Here is a 14542-nt window from a genome sequence, read left to right on the forward strand (position 1 = left end):
CCTGATGCGATGAGAGGAAAGGACGAAGACACCGGCGAGTTCCTGTCGCCGAGCCGCAGCCAGCAGCGCCGCGAGGCGCTCGACGTGCTGGCGCTGGCCGGCACGCTCGCCGAGCTGGATCCCGGCCGGCTGGACAGGTTGCCGGTGCCCGAGCACCTGCTGCCGCATATCGCCGAGGCGCGGCGGATCAGTTCGCACATCGCGCGCAAGCGGCAGCTGGCCTTCCTGGCCAAGCAGATGCGGCGCGAGGACGACGAGGTGCTCGACGCGATCCGCGACGCGCTGGACGCCGGCGGCGAAGCGGCCAGGCAGGAAACCGCCCAGCTGCACCGCGCCGAGCGCTGGCGCGAGCGGCTGCTGGACGAAGGCGACGCGGCGCTGGGCGAACTGCTGGCGGAGTTTCCGGCCGCCGACCGCCAGAAGCTGCGCCAACTGGTGCGCAACACGCTGGACGAACGCGCCCGCAACAAGCCGCCGCGCGCGTTCCGCGAGCTGTTCCGCGAGATCCGCACCCTGCTGGCGGGCGGTGAAGACGAGGAAACGCCCGACCTCGACGCAGCCGCCGAGGCCGACTGACCCGTCGCCGCGCGGCCGCGCGGCGACGCTCCGGGCTGGCAGCTGCCTTCGACCGCGCATCGCGCTCAGGCCCGGGTTCCGCCCACCGTGATCTGCGAGACCAGCAGCGAGGGCTGGCCCACGCCGACCGGCACGCTCTGGCCGTCCTTGCCGCAGGTGCCCACGCCCTCGTCCAGGGCCAGGTCGTTGCCGACCATGGTCACGCGCTGCATGGTTTCGGGGCCGTTGCCGATCAGGGTCGCGCCCTTCACCGGCGCGGTGATGCGGCCGTCCTCGATCAGGTAGGCCTCGGTGGCCGAGAACACGTACTTGCCGCTGGTGATGTCGACCTGGCCGCCGCCGAAGTTGACCGCGTACAGGCCCTTCTTCACCGAGCGGATCATCTCCTCGCGCTCGTGCGTGCCGGCCAGCATGTAGGTATTGGTCATGCGCGGCATCACCAGGTGCGCGAACGACTCGCGGCGGCCGTTGCCGGTGGGCGCCACGCCCATCAGCCGGGCGTTGAGCGTGTCCTGCATGTAGCCGGTCAGCACACCGTCCTCGATCAGCGTGGTGCAGCGCGTCGGCGTGCCCTCGTCGTCGACGTTGAGCGAGCCGCGGCGGCCGTCGAGCGTGCCGTCGTCGACGATGGTTACGCCAGGCGCCGCCACCCGCTGGCCCATGCGCCCCGCATAGGTGCTGGTGCCCTTGCGGTTGAAGTCGCCCTCCAGGCCGTGGCCGACCGCCTCGTGCAGCAGCACGCCCGGCCAGCCGTTGCCGAGCACCACCGGCATGTTGCCGGCCGGCGCGTCGATCGCCTCGAGGTTGACCAGGGCCTGGCGCAGCGCCTCGCGCGCGAATTCCTCGGGACGACCGTCGCCGAGCAGCACGTCATAGCCGTAGCGGCCGCCATAGCCGGCGTAGCCGCTCTCGCGGCGCCCGTCCTGCTCGACGATCACCTGCACGTTGAGCCGCACCAGCGGGCGTACGTCGCCGGCCAGCACGCCGTCGCTGCGCGCCACCAGCACGGTGTCGACGCCGCCGGTCAGGCTGACCATTACCTGCTTCACCCGCGGGTCGGCCGCGCGCAGCGCGCGGTCGACGCGGCGCAGCGCCTCGACCTTCGCGGCGTTGTCCATCGCGTCGACGGGGTCGCGCGCCGGGTAGAGGTCGCCGCGGCGCCGGGCCACGGCCAGGCCCTGCGGCATGCGTGAGGCGCCGTCGCGGGCGATGGCGCGCGCCGAATGCGCCGCTTCCAGCAGCGCCTCGCCGTTGATGTCGTCGGAATAGGCGAAGCCGGTCTTCTCGCCGCTGATCGCGCGCACGCCCACGCCCTGCTCGATCGAGTGCGCGCCGTCCTTGACGATGCCGTCCTCCACGCTCCAGCTCTCGCGCCGCGAATGCTGGAAGTACAGGTCGCCGAAATCGATGCCCGGGCCCAGCAGGGTGCCGAACATGCGCTCCAGGTGCGTGGCGTCGAGGCCGGCCGGCAGCAGCAGCCGCGACTGGGCGATGGATAGCGCGGTATCGGGAGTGTCCATGCGGGCAGTCTGGGGATTGCGACGCCGATGGCAAGCCCGGCGTCGCGGAATCTCACTGGATGCGCGCTGACGGCGCGTGCGGCGGGGCTGCGGCGGCCTGCGGGGCGGGCGAAGCGCCGACCACTTCGACCTTCGGGTCCTTCCACGGACCGGTCACGCGGTAGGTGCGCGCGTTCATCTCCCCCAGCGGGCGCTTGAGCACGGCGTTGGCCACCGCGCCGACCGCGGCGCCGACCGGGCCGCCGGCGATCGCGCCCACCGCTGGCAGCAGGTTGCCGGTACGCGGGTGCACCTCGATCACCTGGTCGTGGGTCTGCGCGCGCAGGTCGCTGCGGCCGTGCATGCGGATCTCCGCGGCCGGACCGTCGATGGCCATGCCGTCGCTGCGCGCCGTGCCCCCCGCGAAATGCACGGTGCCGGCGATCCGGTCGAAGGCGAAGCCCCTGGAGAAGAAATCGCGGAAATCGAGCAGCAGCCGGCGCGGCAGCTGCGCGACGCCGAGCAGGCCGAGCACGCGTCCCGCGCCCGGCTCCACCTCGACCAGGCGCCCGTCCTCGATCGCCACCGACAGCTCGCCCTGGATCGCCCCGAGCGAGAAGTCGGCAGGACTGCGCGGCCAGTCCGCCTCGAAGCGCAGTCGGCCCTGGCCGCTGTCGATGCTGTTGCCGAAGCCAAGCCCCGCCATCAGCTCGCCGAAGTCGCGGCTGTCGGCATCCACGCGCAGCCGGGTGCGCGCGGCGGCCCCGCGCCCGGTCCAGCTGCCGCCGGCATCCAGTCGCTGGCTCGGCGAGCGGGTCTGCAGCTGCTCGATCTCCAGGCCGGTGTCGCTGGGGCGCGTGCGCAACTGCAGCTGGCCAAGGGCGAGCGTGCCGAAGCGGAAATCATCGACCTGGAGCTGCAGCGGCGGGACCTGCGCGGGATCCTGGCCCGGATCGGCCTGCTCCGGCGCGGCCATCGCGGTCGTCGCCGCCGTGCCAGCCCCGCCACCCGTGCCGGACAACAGCGCCGGCGGCTGCCAGTGCAGGCGTGCGAAGCGCCCGCTGACCGGCGCACGCGCCGCGCGTGGCACCTGCAGCGCACCGGCGAGCGCCGCGCCGTCGAACTGGACGCGGGTCTGCATCGCATCCTGCGACACCTGTACGCGGGTGTCGGCGAAGCCGGACCCGAGCAGGCGCAGGCTGCCGACCTCCACGTCGATGCCGCGCAGCGCCAGCGCATCGCCCTCGCCCCCATTCGCGTCGCCACCGGCCAGCGAGGTCCAGCCCAGCAGGTCCAGCTCCGGCGTGCGGCCGCCAACCACCAACCCGCTCGCCGGTGGCGGATCCGGGACGGCGCGTGCGCCCAACAGGATGCGGATGCCGGTGCCTGTTCGACCGCTGCGCGCGCGCAGGGCAAGCCGCTCGCCCATCGCCACCGCGACCTCGCCCTCCTCCAGGGGCAGGCTGGCGGTAACCGTGGTCGGCAGCGCCTCGCCCGCCGGCTTGTGCAGCGGCGCGGGCAGCGCCAGCGCGGTGCCCACCAGGTCCGAGCGCAGCTGCAGGCGGGTGCCGCCGGCGCCGGCACGTCCGCTGCGCGGCACGGTCACGCCCACCCGCCACAGCGAGCGTCCGTCCATGTGCGGCGCCAGCCAGTCCAGGCGCGGCGCCTGCGCCAGCAGTTCGGCCGCAGTGAGCGGCGCCTCGAGTTCGGCCTCGAACGCGGCGCCAGGATCGCGTACGTGACCGCGTCCCGCGCGCAGCGACAGCGCGGACGCGCGGCCATCGCGCACCGCCGCCAGGCCGTCGCCGCGGAAGCCGTTGCGGTCGTAGCGGGCCACGCCGCGCACGCGCTGCAGCTCCAGGTTCCAGCGCGTATCGCCCAGGGCGACGCCGCGCAGGTCCACGTCGCCGCTCACGCCCGGTGCGGCCCCGCTGCCGTCCAGCGGCAGCGAAAGCGCGAAGGTCGCGGACAGCGGACCGGATGCGGACAGGCTGTCGAGCGTGTCCTCGATGCCGGCGCGCAGCGGACTGCTGCGCAGCAGTTCCAGCACCTTGCCGGCGTCGCCGGCCGGACGCGCCCGCACCGACAGCAGCGCCTGCGAGTAGTGCTCCAGGCGCGCCTGCAGCCCGTCCACCTCGACCCCGGCGATGGAGCCGCGGCCCTGCACGCTGAAGCCGTCGTTGACGAAGGCGACTTCGGCATCCAGTCCCTCCAGCACCGGCCAGTCGTCCTGGAACCGCACGCTGGCATCCTCCAGCCGCGCCCGCGCGTGGAACAGGCCGTGGTGCTGCCGGCCCTGGCGCGTGCTGAACGGCCAGTCGTCGAGCTCGCCGCGCAGCACCGCGCGGCCGCCGCGCACGCGGCCGGCGAGCAGCGCGCCGTCGAGCCAGCGTTCGGCCGCATCGGGCATCAGGTGGCGCACCCAGAAGCGCCTGGCCACAGGCACCTGTGCGTCGTCGAGCTCGGCGGCCAGCTCCAGCAGCGGCCGCGTGCCGTCGTTCTGGAACCAGATGCCGCCGCGCACGTCGGCCGCATAGCCCTCGCCGTCGATCCGCAGCGCGGGCGTGCCGATGCGCAGGCCCTCGCCTTCGCGCCAGCCGGCCAGCTCGCCGTGCAGGGTGACCGGATGCGGGGTACCGAATCCGGAGGGCCAGTCGAATCGCACCACGGCGGCCGGATCCGGGACGAAGCGGAAGCCCTGGGCATCGCCGCTCAGGCTGCCGGCCAGGCCATCGAGTCCCGGGGTGTCGCCGACGCTGGCAAAGCGCAGCGCCTCCACCTCCGCCTGCGCCCGCGCGCGTCCGCGCTCGTCGCGGGCGATGGCGAGGCTGCGGATCTCCGCGTCGGGCGCGGCGTCGAGCAGCCAGCGGCGCAGGCCCGGGTCGAGCCGATCGCCCAGCGCCAGCAGCGACAGCAGCGGCCCGGCGTCGATCCCGTCCGCACTCAGCGCGAACTGGCGGCCACCGATGACGGCCAGGCCGTCGAGCACCTGCGGCGCGTCCGCCGGCCCCAGTCGCAGGTGCGGGGCATCCAGCCGCCAGCCCGCGTCCGACTGGCGCCAGCGTGCCCGGGCCTCAACCCGCTCGAACGCCAGCCGCGGCGCGTCGCGCCCGGGCAGGGCCGCGCCACGCACGGCCACGTCGGTCAACGCGGCGTCCAGGGTCGCCTGGGTGACGCGCTTGTCCTGCAGCTGCAGCCACAGCTGGGCCCGCCCCTGGCCGCCGTCGACGGCGGCGCCGGCAGCGCGCAGCAGCGGCGCCCAGGCGCCGACGTCCGCTTGCAGCGCGGCGACGTAGGCGCGGCCGTCGCCCTGGTGGCGGTCCAGGTCGAGCGCCAGGTCCAGCGGCTCGGCCGCGGGGTCGATCCAGGCGCGCGCGGCGGCGCGCACGCGCGCCCCGTCCACCTGCAGGCGCAGGTCGATGCGCGGCAGCGTGGTTTCGGGTGCGAACGCGGGGGCATCGACCGTCAGCTGCCCGCCGATCACCTGCAGTTCGCCCAGGCGCTCGAGCGTGGCGAACGGATCACCGTCGGACTGGTCGGCGCCGGGCAGCCCGCGCACCTGCCAGCGCCCGTCGTCGAGGCGCTCCAGGGTCAGCTGCAGTCCGCGCAGGCGCAGCTCGGTGAACGCGCGCCCAGGCAGCAGGCCGGCGTACTGCGAGACCAGCATTTCGGCCGCACCGATGCGGACCGCGCCGGCGCCGTCGCCGATACGCAGGCCCTCGAAACGCAGCAAGGGCCCGCGCCTGGTCCACTGTGCCTGCAGCCGGTCGAAGGCGACCGGCCGGCCCGCACGTTCTTCCAGCCAAGCCGCCACCCGGTCGGGGTGGCGTTCAGCCAGCGGCAGCAGCCGGCTGACCACGCCGGCGACCAGCGCGAGCGCGACCAGCGCGGCCGCCAGCGCATACCACGCGCCGCGTCGCGCCAGCCGCAGCCGGCGACGGAACGGCGTGGTCACGCCTGCGCCACTCCGCGGCGGCAGCCCGGGTCAGAGCAGCACGACATCGAACTGTTCCTGCAGGTACTGCTCGTCGGCCTGGAAGCGGATCGACTTGCCGAGGAATTCCTCGAGTTCGGCCACCGCGGTCGACTCGTCCTCGGTGATGCGCGCCACCACCTTCGGCGAGGCGATCACCAGCAGCCGCTCGGCCTCGAACTGGCGCACCGCGCGCACGATCTCGCGGAAGATCTCGTAGGTCACCGTTTCCGGCGTCTTGACCATGCCGCGGCCGCCGCAGGCGTTGCAGGTCTCGCTGAGCTGGCGCTGCAGGCTCTCGACCGTGCGCTTGCGGGTCATCTCCACCAGGCCCAGCGGCGAGAAGTCGTAGACCGTGGTCTTGGCGTGGTCCTTGGCCAGCGACTTCTCGAGCGTGCGCAGCACCTGGCGGCGGTGCTCCTCGTCGACCATGTCGATGAAGTCGATGATGATGATCCCGCCGAGGTTGCGCAGCCGCAGCTGCCGCGCCACCGCCTGCGCGGCCTCGAGGTTGGTGCGGTACACCGTCTCCTCGAGATTGCGCTGGCCGACGAAGGAGCCGGTGTTCACGTCGACCGTGGTCATCGCCTCGGTCTGGTCGATCACGAGATACCCGCCGGATTTCAGCGGCACTTCCTTGTCCAGCGCGCGCTGGATCTCGTCCTCGACCCCGTACAGGTCGAAGATCGGGCGGTTGCCGGTGTACAGCTCGATGCGCTCGGCCAGCACCGGCATGTACTTGGCGACGAAGGCCTGCAGCCGGTCGAAGGTCTCGCGCGAATCGACCTTGACCTTCTCCACGTCCTTGCGGATCAGGTCGCGCACCGCGCGCAGCGGCAGGCTCAGGTCCTCGTAGATGCAGGTCTGCACCGGCGCCTCGCGCGAACGCTTGCCGACGATGTTCCAGACCCGCGACAGGTAGGCCAGGTCCTCGGCCAGCGCCTCGGCCGGCTGGCCCTCGGCATTGGTGCGCACGATGTAGCCCAGCGACTCGTCGGCCGGCGAGGCCTCGGCGACCAGGGCCTTCAGTCGCGCGCGCTCGGCCTCTTCCTCGATCCGCGCCGAGACGCCGATCACCCGCGACTGCGGCAGCAGCACCAGGTAGCGCGAGGGAATGCTCAGCTGCGTGGTCAGGCGCGCGCCCTTGCTGCCGATCGGGTCCTTGACCACCTGCACGATCACTTCCTGGCCGTCGCGCAACAGTTCGGTCACCGGCCGCACCGGCTGCGGCACCGGCGGGAGGGTGTCGTCCACCGCCTCGGGCTGGGCCGGGCGCACCACGTCGTTGGCGTGCAGGAACGCCGTGCGCTCCAGGCCGATGTCGACGAAGGCCGCCTGCATGCCGGGCATCACCCGCTGCACCCGGCCCTTGTAGATGTTGCCCACCACGCCGCGGCGCCAGCCGCGCTCGATATGCAGCTCCTGCAGCATGCCGTTCTCGACCACGGCCACGCGGGTCTCGCGCGGAGTGACGTTGACCAGGATCTCTTCCGACATCAGTCCCGCACTCCCCCCGTCGTGCCCGCGGCCCCGGCGAAACCGGTGGCGATTCCGAACCCGTGCAGCAGATTCGCCGTCTCGTGCAGCGGCAGCCCCATCACCCCGGAAAAGCTGCCTTCGAGCCGCTGCACGAAGCGCTCCGCCCCGCCCTGGATGGCGTAGGCGCCGGCGCGGCCCATGGGCTCGCCGCTGGCGACGTAGGCGGCGATATCGCGTTCGTCCAGCGGCGCGAAACTCACCCGCGAGATGCAGACCGCCTGCGCCTCGCGTGCCGCCGAAACCAGGCTGACCGCCGAGATCACCATGTGCGTGCGCCCCGACAGCCGCCGCAGCATGGCCGCCGCGTCGGCCGCGTCGCGCGGCTTGCCGAACACCTCGTCGTCGAGCACCACCTCGGTGTCCGCGCCCAGCACCACGGCGTCGGGCACGCCCACCACCTCCAGCAGGCCGGCGCCCGCCTTCTCGCGGGCGACGCGGCGCACGTAGTCCCCGGGCGGCTCGCCGGGCGCGCGCTGTTCAGGAACCTCGACATCGATGATGCCGAAGCCCACGCCGAGACGCGCCAGCAGTTCGCGTCGGCGGGGGGACTGGGAGGCAAGATGCAGCATCGGGAAAGGATACCCGCGCGGGCCGCTCCACCCGCTGACGGGGTGCCCGTAACCCCGTTCAGGCTCACGGGCCGTTCACCGGATCCTGACGACCCTTTCCCCCGCCAACCGGAGACCACCATGTTCCGATCCACGCCCGCGCGCCTCCTGCTCGCCGGCCTCCTCGCCCTGGGGCCCATCGCGATGACCCATGCCCAGCAATCCCCGGCGGCCGCCACCACCGACGGCACCCTGCTCTCGGTCAGTGCGCGCGCCGACGCCAGCCGCACGCCCGACGTGGCCACGCTCTCGACCGGCGTGGTCACCCAGGCCTCCGACGCCAATGCCGCGCTCAAGGCCAACTCGGCGCAGATGGCCAAGGTGGTCGCCACCATCCGCGCCGCCGGCGTGGCCGAGCGCGACGTCCAGACCAGCGGCATCAGCATCCAGCCGCAGTACCGCTACGCCGAGAACCAGCCGCCCGCGATCACCGGCTACCAGGCCAGCAACACGGTCAACATCAAGGTCCGCGACATCGGCAAGCTGGGCGAAGTGCTCGACGCCCTGGTCGCCAGCGGCGCCAACCAGGTGCACGGCCCCAGCTTCGAGATCGACCAGCCCGAGGCGGTCTACGACGAAGCCCGCCAGGCGGCGCTGAAGCAGGCCCAGGCAAGAGCGGAGATGTATGCCCAGTCGCTGGGCCTGCGCGTGCGCCGGATCGTGAGCATCAGCGAGGGCGGCGGGTTCCAGCCGCCGGTGCCCATGATGAAGGCCATGGCGATGGACGCGCGCATGGAATCGGCCCCGGTGGCGCCGGGCGAGACCACGCTGTCGGCCAACCTCGACGTCGTTTTCGAACTGGGGAAATAGACATGCCCAAGGATCCGAGCAAGCCGGACGACCGCTCCGGCTATCGCGAGCACGAGCCGCGCGACCAGGACGAGGCGCGCCGCTCCGGCGCGAAGAAGCAGCCCAACCCGGACGCCGGCGGCCTTGATCGCGCGCCCGAGGGCGACGGCACCAACGAAGGCGAATAGGGCCGGACCCCGCCGGCCGCCACGCGGCGGCGGGTGTGGGCGGGCGCGTAGGCCGCCCCGCCCCCCTGTTTCTTCGGGTCGGCGCATCGGTCCCGACCGGGTTCGCCGCGGGCCATCGTCCCTGCGCGGGCGCGCTCGCACCACCGCCCCGGCTCTGGCAAGATGAGGCTGCGCCAGGATGGCGCGACGGGGTAACGCCATGGAACGGGCACAGCTCGAGGAATTCGTCGCCAGCGCCGCGCTGCTCGCCGCGCACCTGACGCGACAGTGCGAAGCATCCGTTGCCGACCAGCGCAGCGCGGCCGACGCGTTGCAGCGCAGCGCCGACGCCGTCGGCAAGGGCGTGCTGGACGGCCACGCAGGACTGCGCCAGCAGGCGCGCCTCGCGATCCGGCAGGCGCTGGCCGATGAGATCCCCGCCGCATCGCGTGCGCTGCAGGACAGTGCCGCCCGCCTGCAGGCGCTGGTCGAGCAGCTGCGGCGCGAGCAGGTCGGCGCCGCCCTGCGCATGCGCCTGCTGGGCTGGAAGGCATTGGGCGCCCTGGCGCTCGCCAGCGTGGCGATCGTCGGCGCCAGCGGCTACACGGCCGCCTACAACCTGCGCCGCGCCGAACAGGCGCGGGTACGCACCGAAGTGCTGCAGGCGCTGCAGCACGTGGCGATCACCTCCTGCGACGGCGATCCCTGCCTGCGCCTGGAGGAAGGCCTGGCGCGCTGGCCGAAGAACGACGAGTACGTGCTCGTGCATCGCGAGGGCGCGGCCGCTGGCGCCAGGGCGAGCGCGCCATGAACGAGCGTCGCCATCTCGCCGCGCTGTTCGCCGCCGCGCTCGCGCTGCTGGCCGGCGCGTATCTGTCGGGCAGCCTGGTGCTGCTGTTGCTGGGGCTGGATGCAGGCATGGCCACGCCCGCGACCTGGTTCGGCTACCTGCGCCACATCGACCACCCGCAGGTCGCGCCCTATGCCTGGCGCATCCGTGGCGCGGGTGCGGTCGGCTTCGGGCTGATGGCGCTGGCCTGGCTCGCGGTGCTGGCGATGCTCTACAGGCTGCGCAGCCATCGCAACATCCACGGGCGCGCGCGGTTCGCCGGCTTGCTGGAGCTGGCCCGGCGCGGTTTCCTGGCGCAGCGCGACGACGGCATCGTGGTCGGCCGCATGAACGGCAGGCTGCTGCGGCTGTCCGGGCAGCAGTTCGCGATCCTGGCCGCGCCCACGCGGTCGGGCAAGGGCGTGGGCGTGGTGGTGCCGAACCTGCTCGAATACCGCGAGTCGACCGTGGTGCTCGATATCAAGCAGGAGAACCATGCGCTCACCTCGGGCTGGCGACGCTCGATCGGGCACGAGGTCTACCTGTTCAATCCCTTCGCCGAGGACCGGCGCAGCCATCGCTGGAATCCGCTGTCCTATGTTTCGCCGGATCCGGCGATGCGCGTGTCGGACCTGCAGGCGATCGCCGCGATGCTGTATCCCGACGGCGAGGAACGCGACCGCTTCTGGGCCAGCCAGGCGCGCAATGCCTTCCTGGCCTTCGCCCTGTACCTGTTCGAACGCCGCGACCACGAGGAGCGCCTGCACGGGGATGCCGCCACGCCCACGCTCGGCGCGCTGCTGCGCCTGGCGGCCGGCGACGGCGGCGAGCTGCGGCCGTGGCTGCAGGCGCTGTCGCAGGCGGATTTCCTCGGCCAGCAGGCGCGTACCGCCTTCTCCGGCCTGCTCTCGCAGGCGGACGTGACCTTCGCCTCGATCATGGGCTCGTTCCGCGAACCGCTCAACGCCTGGCTCAACCCGGTGCTCGATGCCGCGACCAGCGGCGACGACTTCCGCCTCGACGACGTGCGCCGCCGGCGCATGACGATCTACGTCGGCATCCAGCCGGACAAGCTGGCCGAGAGCCGGCTGATCGTGAACCTGTTCTTCAGCCAGCTGATCAACGCCAACACGCGCACCCTGCCGGCCGACGACCCCACGCTGCGCCACCAGTGCCTGCTGCTGATGGACGAGTTCACCTCGATCGGCAAGGTCGACAGCATCGCCCGCGGCGTGGCCTACATGGCCGGCTACAACCTGCGGCTGCTGCCGATCGTGCAGTCGATGGCCCAGCTCGACGCGGTCTACGGGCGCGAGCTGGCGCGCACCATCGTCACCAACCATGCGCTGCAGATCGTGTTCGCGCCGCGCGAGCAGCAGGACGCGAACGACTATTCCGAGATGCTCGGCTACACCACGGTGCGCCGGCGCGCGCGTACCCGCGCGCACGGCCACGGACGCGGCGTGTCGGACAACGAGGTGCTCGAGCGCCGCGCGCTGATGCTGCCGCAGGAGCTCAAGGCGCTGGGCGCCGAGCGGCAGATCCTGCTCTACGAGGGATTGGCCAACCCGGTGCTGTGCCGCAAGATCCGCTACTACCGCGACCGCCGTTTCACCAGGCGCCTGCTGCCGCGCGTCGAGGTCCCGCGCTTGCGCACCGACGACGTCCACGCCCTGCAAGGCGCCCCGGACGCCTGGGACGCGACGCCCGCCGCGACGCCCGCCTGAAGGTTTCAGCGGCAACGGAAGCCGCCGACGCATCGGGGCTGCGCCGTTATAGTGCGTCCGTACCCCCACCCGCAGTGCGCATGACCCCGACCCGGACGCTTCGACGCCCATCTCCCGCCGCGTGCCTGGCGATGCTGCTGGCCGGCCTGCTCGTCGCCTGCGGTGCGCAGGAACCGGCGGATGCGCAGGCGTCCGCAATCACGCCGCTGCAGGTGTTCGCCGCGGCCAGCCTGAAGGAATCGATGGACGCGGCGGCCGCCGCCTACCACGCGTCCACCGGACAGCCCGTGCAGGTGACCTATGCGGGCAGCCCGGCGCTGGCGCGCCAGATCGAGCAGCGCGCGCCGGCCGACATCTTCGTCTCGGCCGATGGCGACTGGATGGACTGGCTGGACCAGCGCGGCCTGGTCGATGCGGCCTCGCGCCGCGACCTGCTGGGCAACCAGCTGGTGCTGGTGGCGCCGGCCGCGGGCACCGCGGCGCCGCTCGCGCTGGGGCCGGACACCGACCTGCTGCCGCTGCTGGGCGAGGACGGTCGCCTCGCGCTGGCCTTGACCGCCAGTGTGCCGGCCGGCAAGTACGCACGCGCCGCGTTCGAATCGCTGGGCCTGTGGCCGGCGCTGGAGCCGCGCGTGGCCGAAGCCGAGAACGTCCGCGCCGCCCTGCTGCTGGTGGCGCGCGGCGAGACGCCGCTGGGCGTGGTCTATGCCAGCGACGCGCAGGCCGAGCCGCGGGTGAAGGTCCTGGCCACCTTCCCGGAGGGCTCGCATCCGGACATCGTGTATCCGGCCGCGCGCGTGCGCGCGAGCACGCATCCACGGGCCCAGGACTTCCTGGGCTGGATGGCGGGCGACGAGGCGGACGCGATCTTCCGCCGCCACGGACTGCTGCCGCGCTGAGGCCGACAGCGTGTTCACCCCCGAAGAAACCACGGCCATCGCGCTGAGCCTGAAGGTGGCGGTGGCCGCCTCGCTGGCCAGCTTGGCCCCCGGGATCGCGGTGGCCTGGCTGCTCGCGCGGCGGCGCTTTTTCGGCAAGGCGCTGGTGGACGCGCTGGTGCACCTGCCGCTGGTGCTGCCGCCGGTGGTGGTCGGTTATGCGCTGCTCGTCGCACTGGGCCACGGCGGCACGCTGGGCCGGCTTCTGGCCGAACATTTCGGCATCACCCTCGCCTTCCGCTGGACCGGCGCCGCGCTGGCCAGCGCGATCATGGGCTTCCCGCTGATGGTGCGCGCGATCCGGCTCTCGATCGAATCGGTCGACAGGCGCCTGGAGCGCGCCGCCTCCACGCTCGGGGCCAGTCCGCTGCGGGTGTTCTTCACCGTCACCCTGCCGCTGGCCTGGCCGGGGCTGGTGGCGGGCGCGGTCCTGGCCTTCGCCAAGGCGCTGGGCGAGTTCGGCGCCACCATCACCTTCGTCTCCAGCATTCCGGGCGAAACGCGCACGCTGTCCTCGGAGATCTACGGGCTGATGCAGGTGCCCGGCGGCGAAGCCGGCATCTGGCGGCTGGCGGTGGTGGCGGTGGCGATCTCGCTGTCGGCCCTGCTGGCCTCCGAATGGCTGGTGCGCCGCGGCCGCCGAGAGGACCACGACTGATGCTCGACATCGACGTGCTGCTGCAGCGGGGAAGCTTCCGCCGCCACGTGCGCATCGCCGAGGACGCGCGCGTGCTGGCGCTGACCGGGCCTTCGGGGGCGGGCAAGACCTCGGTCCTCAATGCCATCGCGGGCCTGCTGCGCCCGGCCTCCGGCCGGATCGTGATCGACGGTCGCGTGCTGTTCGACAGCGCCGCGCGCGTGGACGTGCCCACCCACCGGCGCCGGATCGGCTACGTGTTCCAGGACGCGCGCCTGTTCCCGCACCGCGACGTGCGCGGCAACCTGCTGTATGGACGGCACGCGGTGCGCGGGCAGGCGGCGGCTTTCGGACTCGACGCGGTGGTGGACCTGCTGGGCATCGGCCAGCTGCTGCGGCGACGGCCGGCCAACCTGTCCGGCGGCGAAGCGCAGCGCGTGGCGATCGGCCGGGCGCTGCTCTCGCAGCCCGCGATCCTGCTGTTCGACGAACCGCTGTCGGCACTGGACAAGGCCCGCCGCGAGGAACTCATCCCCTGGCTGCAGCGGGTGCGCGACGAGGTGCGCCTGCCGATGGTCTACGTCAGCCATACCGAGGACGACGTGCGCCGCATCGCCGAAGCGGTGCACGTGCTGGCCTGACCACGCCGTGTTGGCGCGGCGGCGGGCATGCTGCAGGCCGGCTCCTCCACGGAAGCGACATGAAGCCCGTCCGCAAGCGCGCATTTCCCGTCGAGCAGGCCCGCCGCTGGCTCGAGCCCGGGCCGGTCCTGCTGCTGTGCACGCAGTGGCGCGACGAACGCGCGATCATGACCCTGGGCTGGCACATGATGCTCGGCTACGACCTGGTCGGCACCTACATCTGGGACGCCAACCGCAGCCACGCGCTGGCGCGGCGCAGCCGCGAGTGCACGCTCAACCTGCCGACCGCCGGGATGCTCGACACGGTGGTCCGCATCGGCAACTGCTCCAGCCGCGACGGCGACAAGTTCGCGCGTTTCGGGCTGGATGCGCAGGCCTCGCGCGAGGTCGCGGCGCCCTCGATCGGCCAGTGCCACGCCAGCTTCGAGTGCCGCCTGCACGAGACCCGCATCACCCGCGACTACCCGCTGTTCGTCTGGCGGATGCTGCACGCGCGGGTGGCGCCCACGCCGGAGTGGCCGCGCACGGTCCACTACCGCGGAGCGGGACGCTTCATGGTGTCGGGCGGCGAGGTCTCGCGGCGCCGCCTGTTCCGCCCCGACATGCTGGCGCAATGAAC

Annotated in this window: 12 protein-coding genes and 1 pseudogene; 9 read left to right on the forward strand and 4 right to left on the reverse strand. The window is 72.9% G+C overall.

The window, feature by feature from the left end; genetic code table 11:
• Positions 1 to 9 precede the first annotated feature (9 nt).
• Positions 10 to 576 carry a ribosome biogenesis factor YjgA gene (yjgA, locus tag ACFQ2D_RS14315; RefSeq protein WP_280942446.1) on the forward strand — a complete coding sequence of 189 codons (567 nt, stop codon included), beginning with the start codon at positions 10 to 12 and terminating at the stop codon, positions 574 to 576.
• Positions 577 to 641: 65 nt separating this feature from the next.
• Here yjgA and tldD read toward each other — a convergent pair whose 3' ends face one another.
• From tldD to ACFQ2D_RS14335, 4 genes are read right to left on the reverse strand one after another with little or no spacing between them, the layout of a single operon-like run.
• Positions 642 to 2096 (reverse strand): metalloprotease TldD, encoded by a 1455-nt coding sequence (tldD, locus tag ACFQ2D_RS14320; RefSeq protein ID WP_280942445.1) that lies wholly within the window; start codon positions 2094 to 2096, stop codon positions 642 to 644.
• 52 nt (positions 2097 to 2148) lie between these two features.
• Entirely contained in the window at positions 2149 to 6030 is a 3882-nt protein-coding gene (locus ACFQ2D_RS14325; protein ID WP_280942444.1) for a YhdP family protein, read from the reverse strand.
• 30 nt (positions 6031 to 6060) lie between these two features.
• The gene (gene rng, locus ACFQ2D_RS14330) at positions 6061 to 7545 is read right to left on the reverse strand and encodes a ribonuclease G (protein ID WP_280942443.1); all 1485 of its coding nucleotides are present in this window, start codon (positions 7543 to 7545) and stop codon (positions 6061 to 6063) included.
• Complete coding sequence (locus ACFQ2D_RS14335; RefSeq protein WP_280942442.1) at positions 7545 to 8156, reverse strand: Maf family protein; 612 nt, start codon at positions 8154 to 8156, stop codon at positions 7545 to 7547. Before ACFQ2D_RS14335 ends, rng begins: the two co-directional genes overlap by 1 nt.
• A 120-nt stretch (positions 8157 to 8276) precedes the next feature.
• On the opposite strand from ACFQ2D_RS14335, the gene ACFQ2D_RS14340 reads away from it, so the two are divergent.
• The 8 genes and pseudogenes from ACFQ2D_RS14340 to ACFQ2D_RS14375 all read left to right on the forward strand — a co-directional run bounded on the left by ACFQ2D_RS14340 (position 8277) and on the right by ACFQ2D_RS14375 (position 14540).
• Positions 8277 to 9005: an SIMPL domain-containing protein gene (locus tag ACFQ2D_RS14340; RefSeq protein WP_386795688.1), complete on the forward strand. Its 729-nt coding sequence runs from the start codon at positions 8277 to 8279 to the stop codon at positions 9003 to 9005.
• Positions 9006 to 9007: 2 nt separating this feature from the next.
• A complete protein-coding gene (locus ACFQ2D_RS14345; RefSeq protein WP_280942441.1) occupies positions 9008 to 9172 on the forward strand; it encodes a hypothetical protein in 165 nt (54 codons plus the stop codon).
• Between the two features lie 199 nt (positions 9173 to 9371).
• Entirely contained in the window at positions 9372 to 9962 is a 591-nt protein-coding gene (locus ACFQ2D_RS14350; RefSeq protein WP_280942440.1) for a hypothetical protein, read from the forward strand.
• Positions 9959 to 11632: pseudogene (locus ACFQ2D_RS14355) on the forward strand (type IV secretory system conjugative DNA transfer family protein); the annotation flags it as partial. The gene ACFQ2D_RS14350 and the pseudogene ACFQ2D_RS14355, both read left to right, overlap by 4 nt.
• 155 nt (positions 11633 to 11787) lie before the next feature.
• Positions 11788 to 12606, forward strand: a complete 819-nt coding sequence (gene modA, locus ACFQ2D_RS14360) for a molybdate ABC transporter substrate-binding protein (RefSeq protein ID WP_386795689.1) — start codon at positions 11788 to 11790, stop codon at positions 12604 to 12606.
• Positions 12607 to 12616: 10 nt separating this feature from the next.
• Complete coding sequence (gene modB, locus ACFQ2D_RS14365; protein ID WP_280942439.1) at positions 12617 to 13303, forward strand: molybdate ABC transporter permease subunit; 687 nt, start codon at positions 12617 to 12619, stop codon at positions 13301 to 13303.
• Positions 13303 to 13923 (forward strand): ATP-binding cassette domain-containing protein, encoded by a 621-nt coding sequence (locus ACFQ2D_RS14370; protein WP_280942438.1) that lies wholly within the window; start codon positions 13303 to 13305, stop codon positions 13921 to 13923. Before modB ends, ACFQ2D_RS14370 begins: the two co-directional genes overlap by 1 nt.
• A gap of 59 nt (positions 13924 to 13982) precedes the next feature.
• Complete coding sequence (locus ACFQ2D_RS14375) at positions 13983 to 14540, forward strand: flavin reductase family protein (protein ID WP_280942437.1); 558 nt, start codon at positions 13983 to 13985, stop codon at positions 14538 to 14540.
• Positions 14541 to 14542 lie beyond the last annotated feature (2 nt).

This window comes from Luteimonas composti (assembly GCF_042678665.1).
GTDB classification, from domain to species: domain Bacteria; phylum Pseudomonadota; class Gammaproteobacteria; order Xanthomonadales; family Xanthomonadaceae; genus Luteimonas; species Luteimonas composti.

What these genes read in the sequence shown, in the direction of transcription:
- ACFQ2D_RS14345 (WP_280942441.1), top strand. Translation starts at nt 9,008, where the DNA reads ATGCCCAAGGATCCGAGCAAGCCGGACGACCGCTCCGGCTATCGCGAG.
- ACFQ2D_RS14335 (WP_280942442.1), bottom strand. Translation starts at nt 8,156, where the DNA reads ATGCTGCATCTTGCCTCCCAGTCCCCCCGCCGACGCGAACTGCTGGCG.
- ACFQ2D_RS14370 (WP_280942438.1), top strand. Translation starts at nt 13,303, where the DNA reads ATGCTCGACATCGACGTGCTGCTGCAGCGGGGAAGCTTCCGCCGCCAC.
- yjgA (WP_280942446.1), top strand. Translation starts at nt 10, where the DNA reads ATGAGAGGAAAGGACGAAGACACCGGCGAGTTCCTGTCGCCGAGCCGC.
- modA (WP_386795689.1), top strand. Translation starts at nt 11,788, where the DNA reads ATGACCCCGACCCGGACGCTTCGACGCCCATCTCCCGCCGCGTGCCTG.
- ACFQ2D_RS14375 (WP_280942437.1), top strand. Translation starts at nt 13,983, where the DNA reads ATGAAGCCCGTCCGCAAGCGCGCATTTCCCGTCGAGCAGGCCCGCCGC.
- rng (WP_280942443.1), bottom strand. Translation starts at nt 7,545, where the DNA reads ATGTCGGAAGAGATCCTGGTCAACGTCACTCCGCGCGAGACCCGCGTG.
- tldD (WP_280942445.1), bottom strand. Translation starts at nt 2,096, where the DNA reads ATGGACACTCCCGATACCGCGCTATCCATCGCCCAGTCGCGGCTGCTG.
- ACFQ2D_RS14350 (WP_280942440.1), top strand. Translation starts at nt 9,372, where the DNA reads ATGGAACGGGCACAGCTCGAGGAATTCGTCGCCAGCGCCGCGCTGCTC.
- ACFQ2D_RS14340 (WP_386795688.1), top strand. Translation starts at nt 8,277, where the DNA reads ATGTTCCGATCCACGCCCGCGCGCCTCCTGCTCGCCGGCCTCCTCGCC.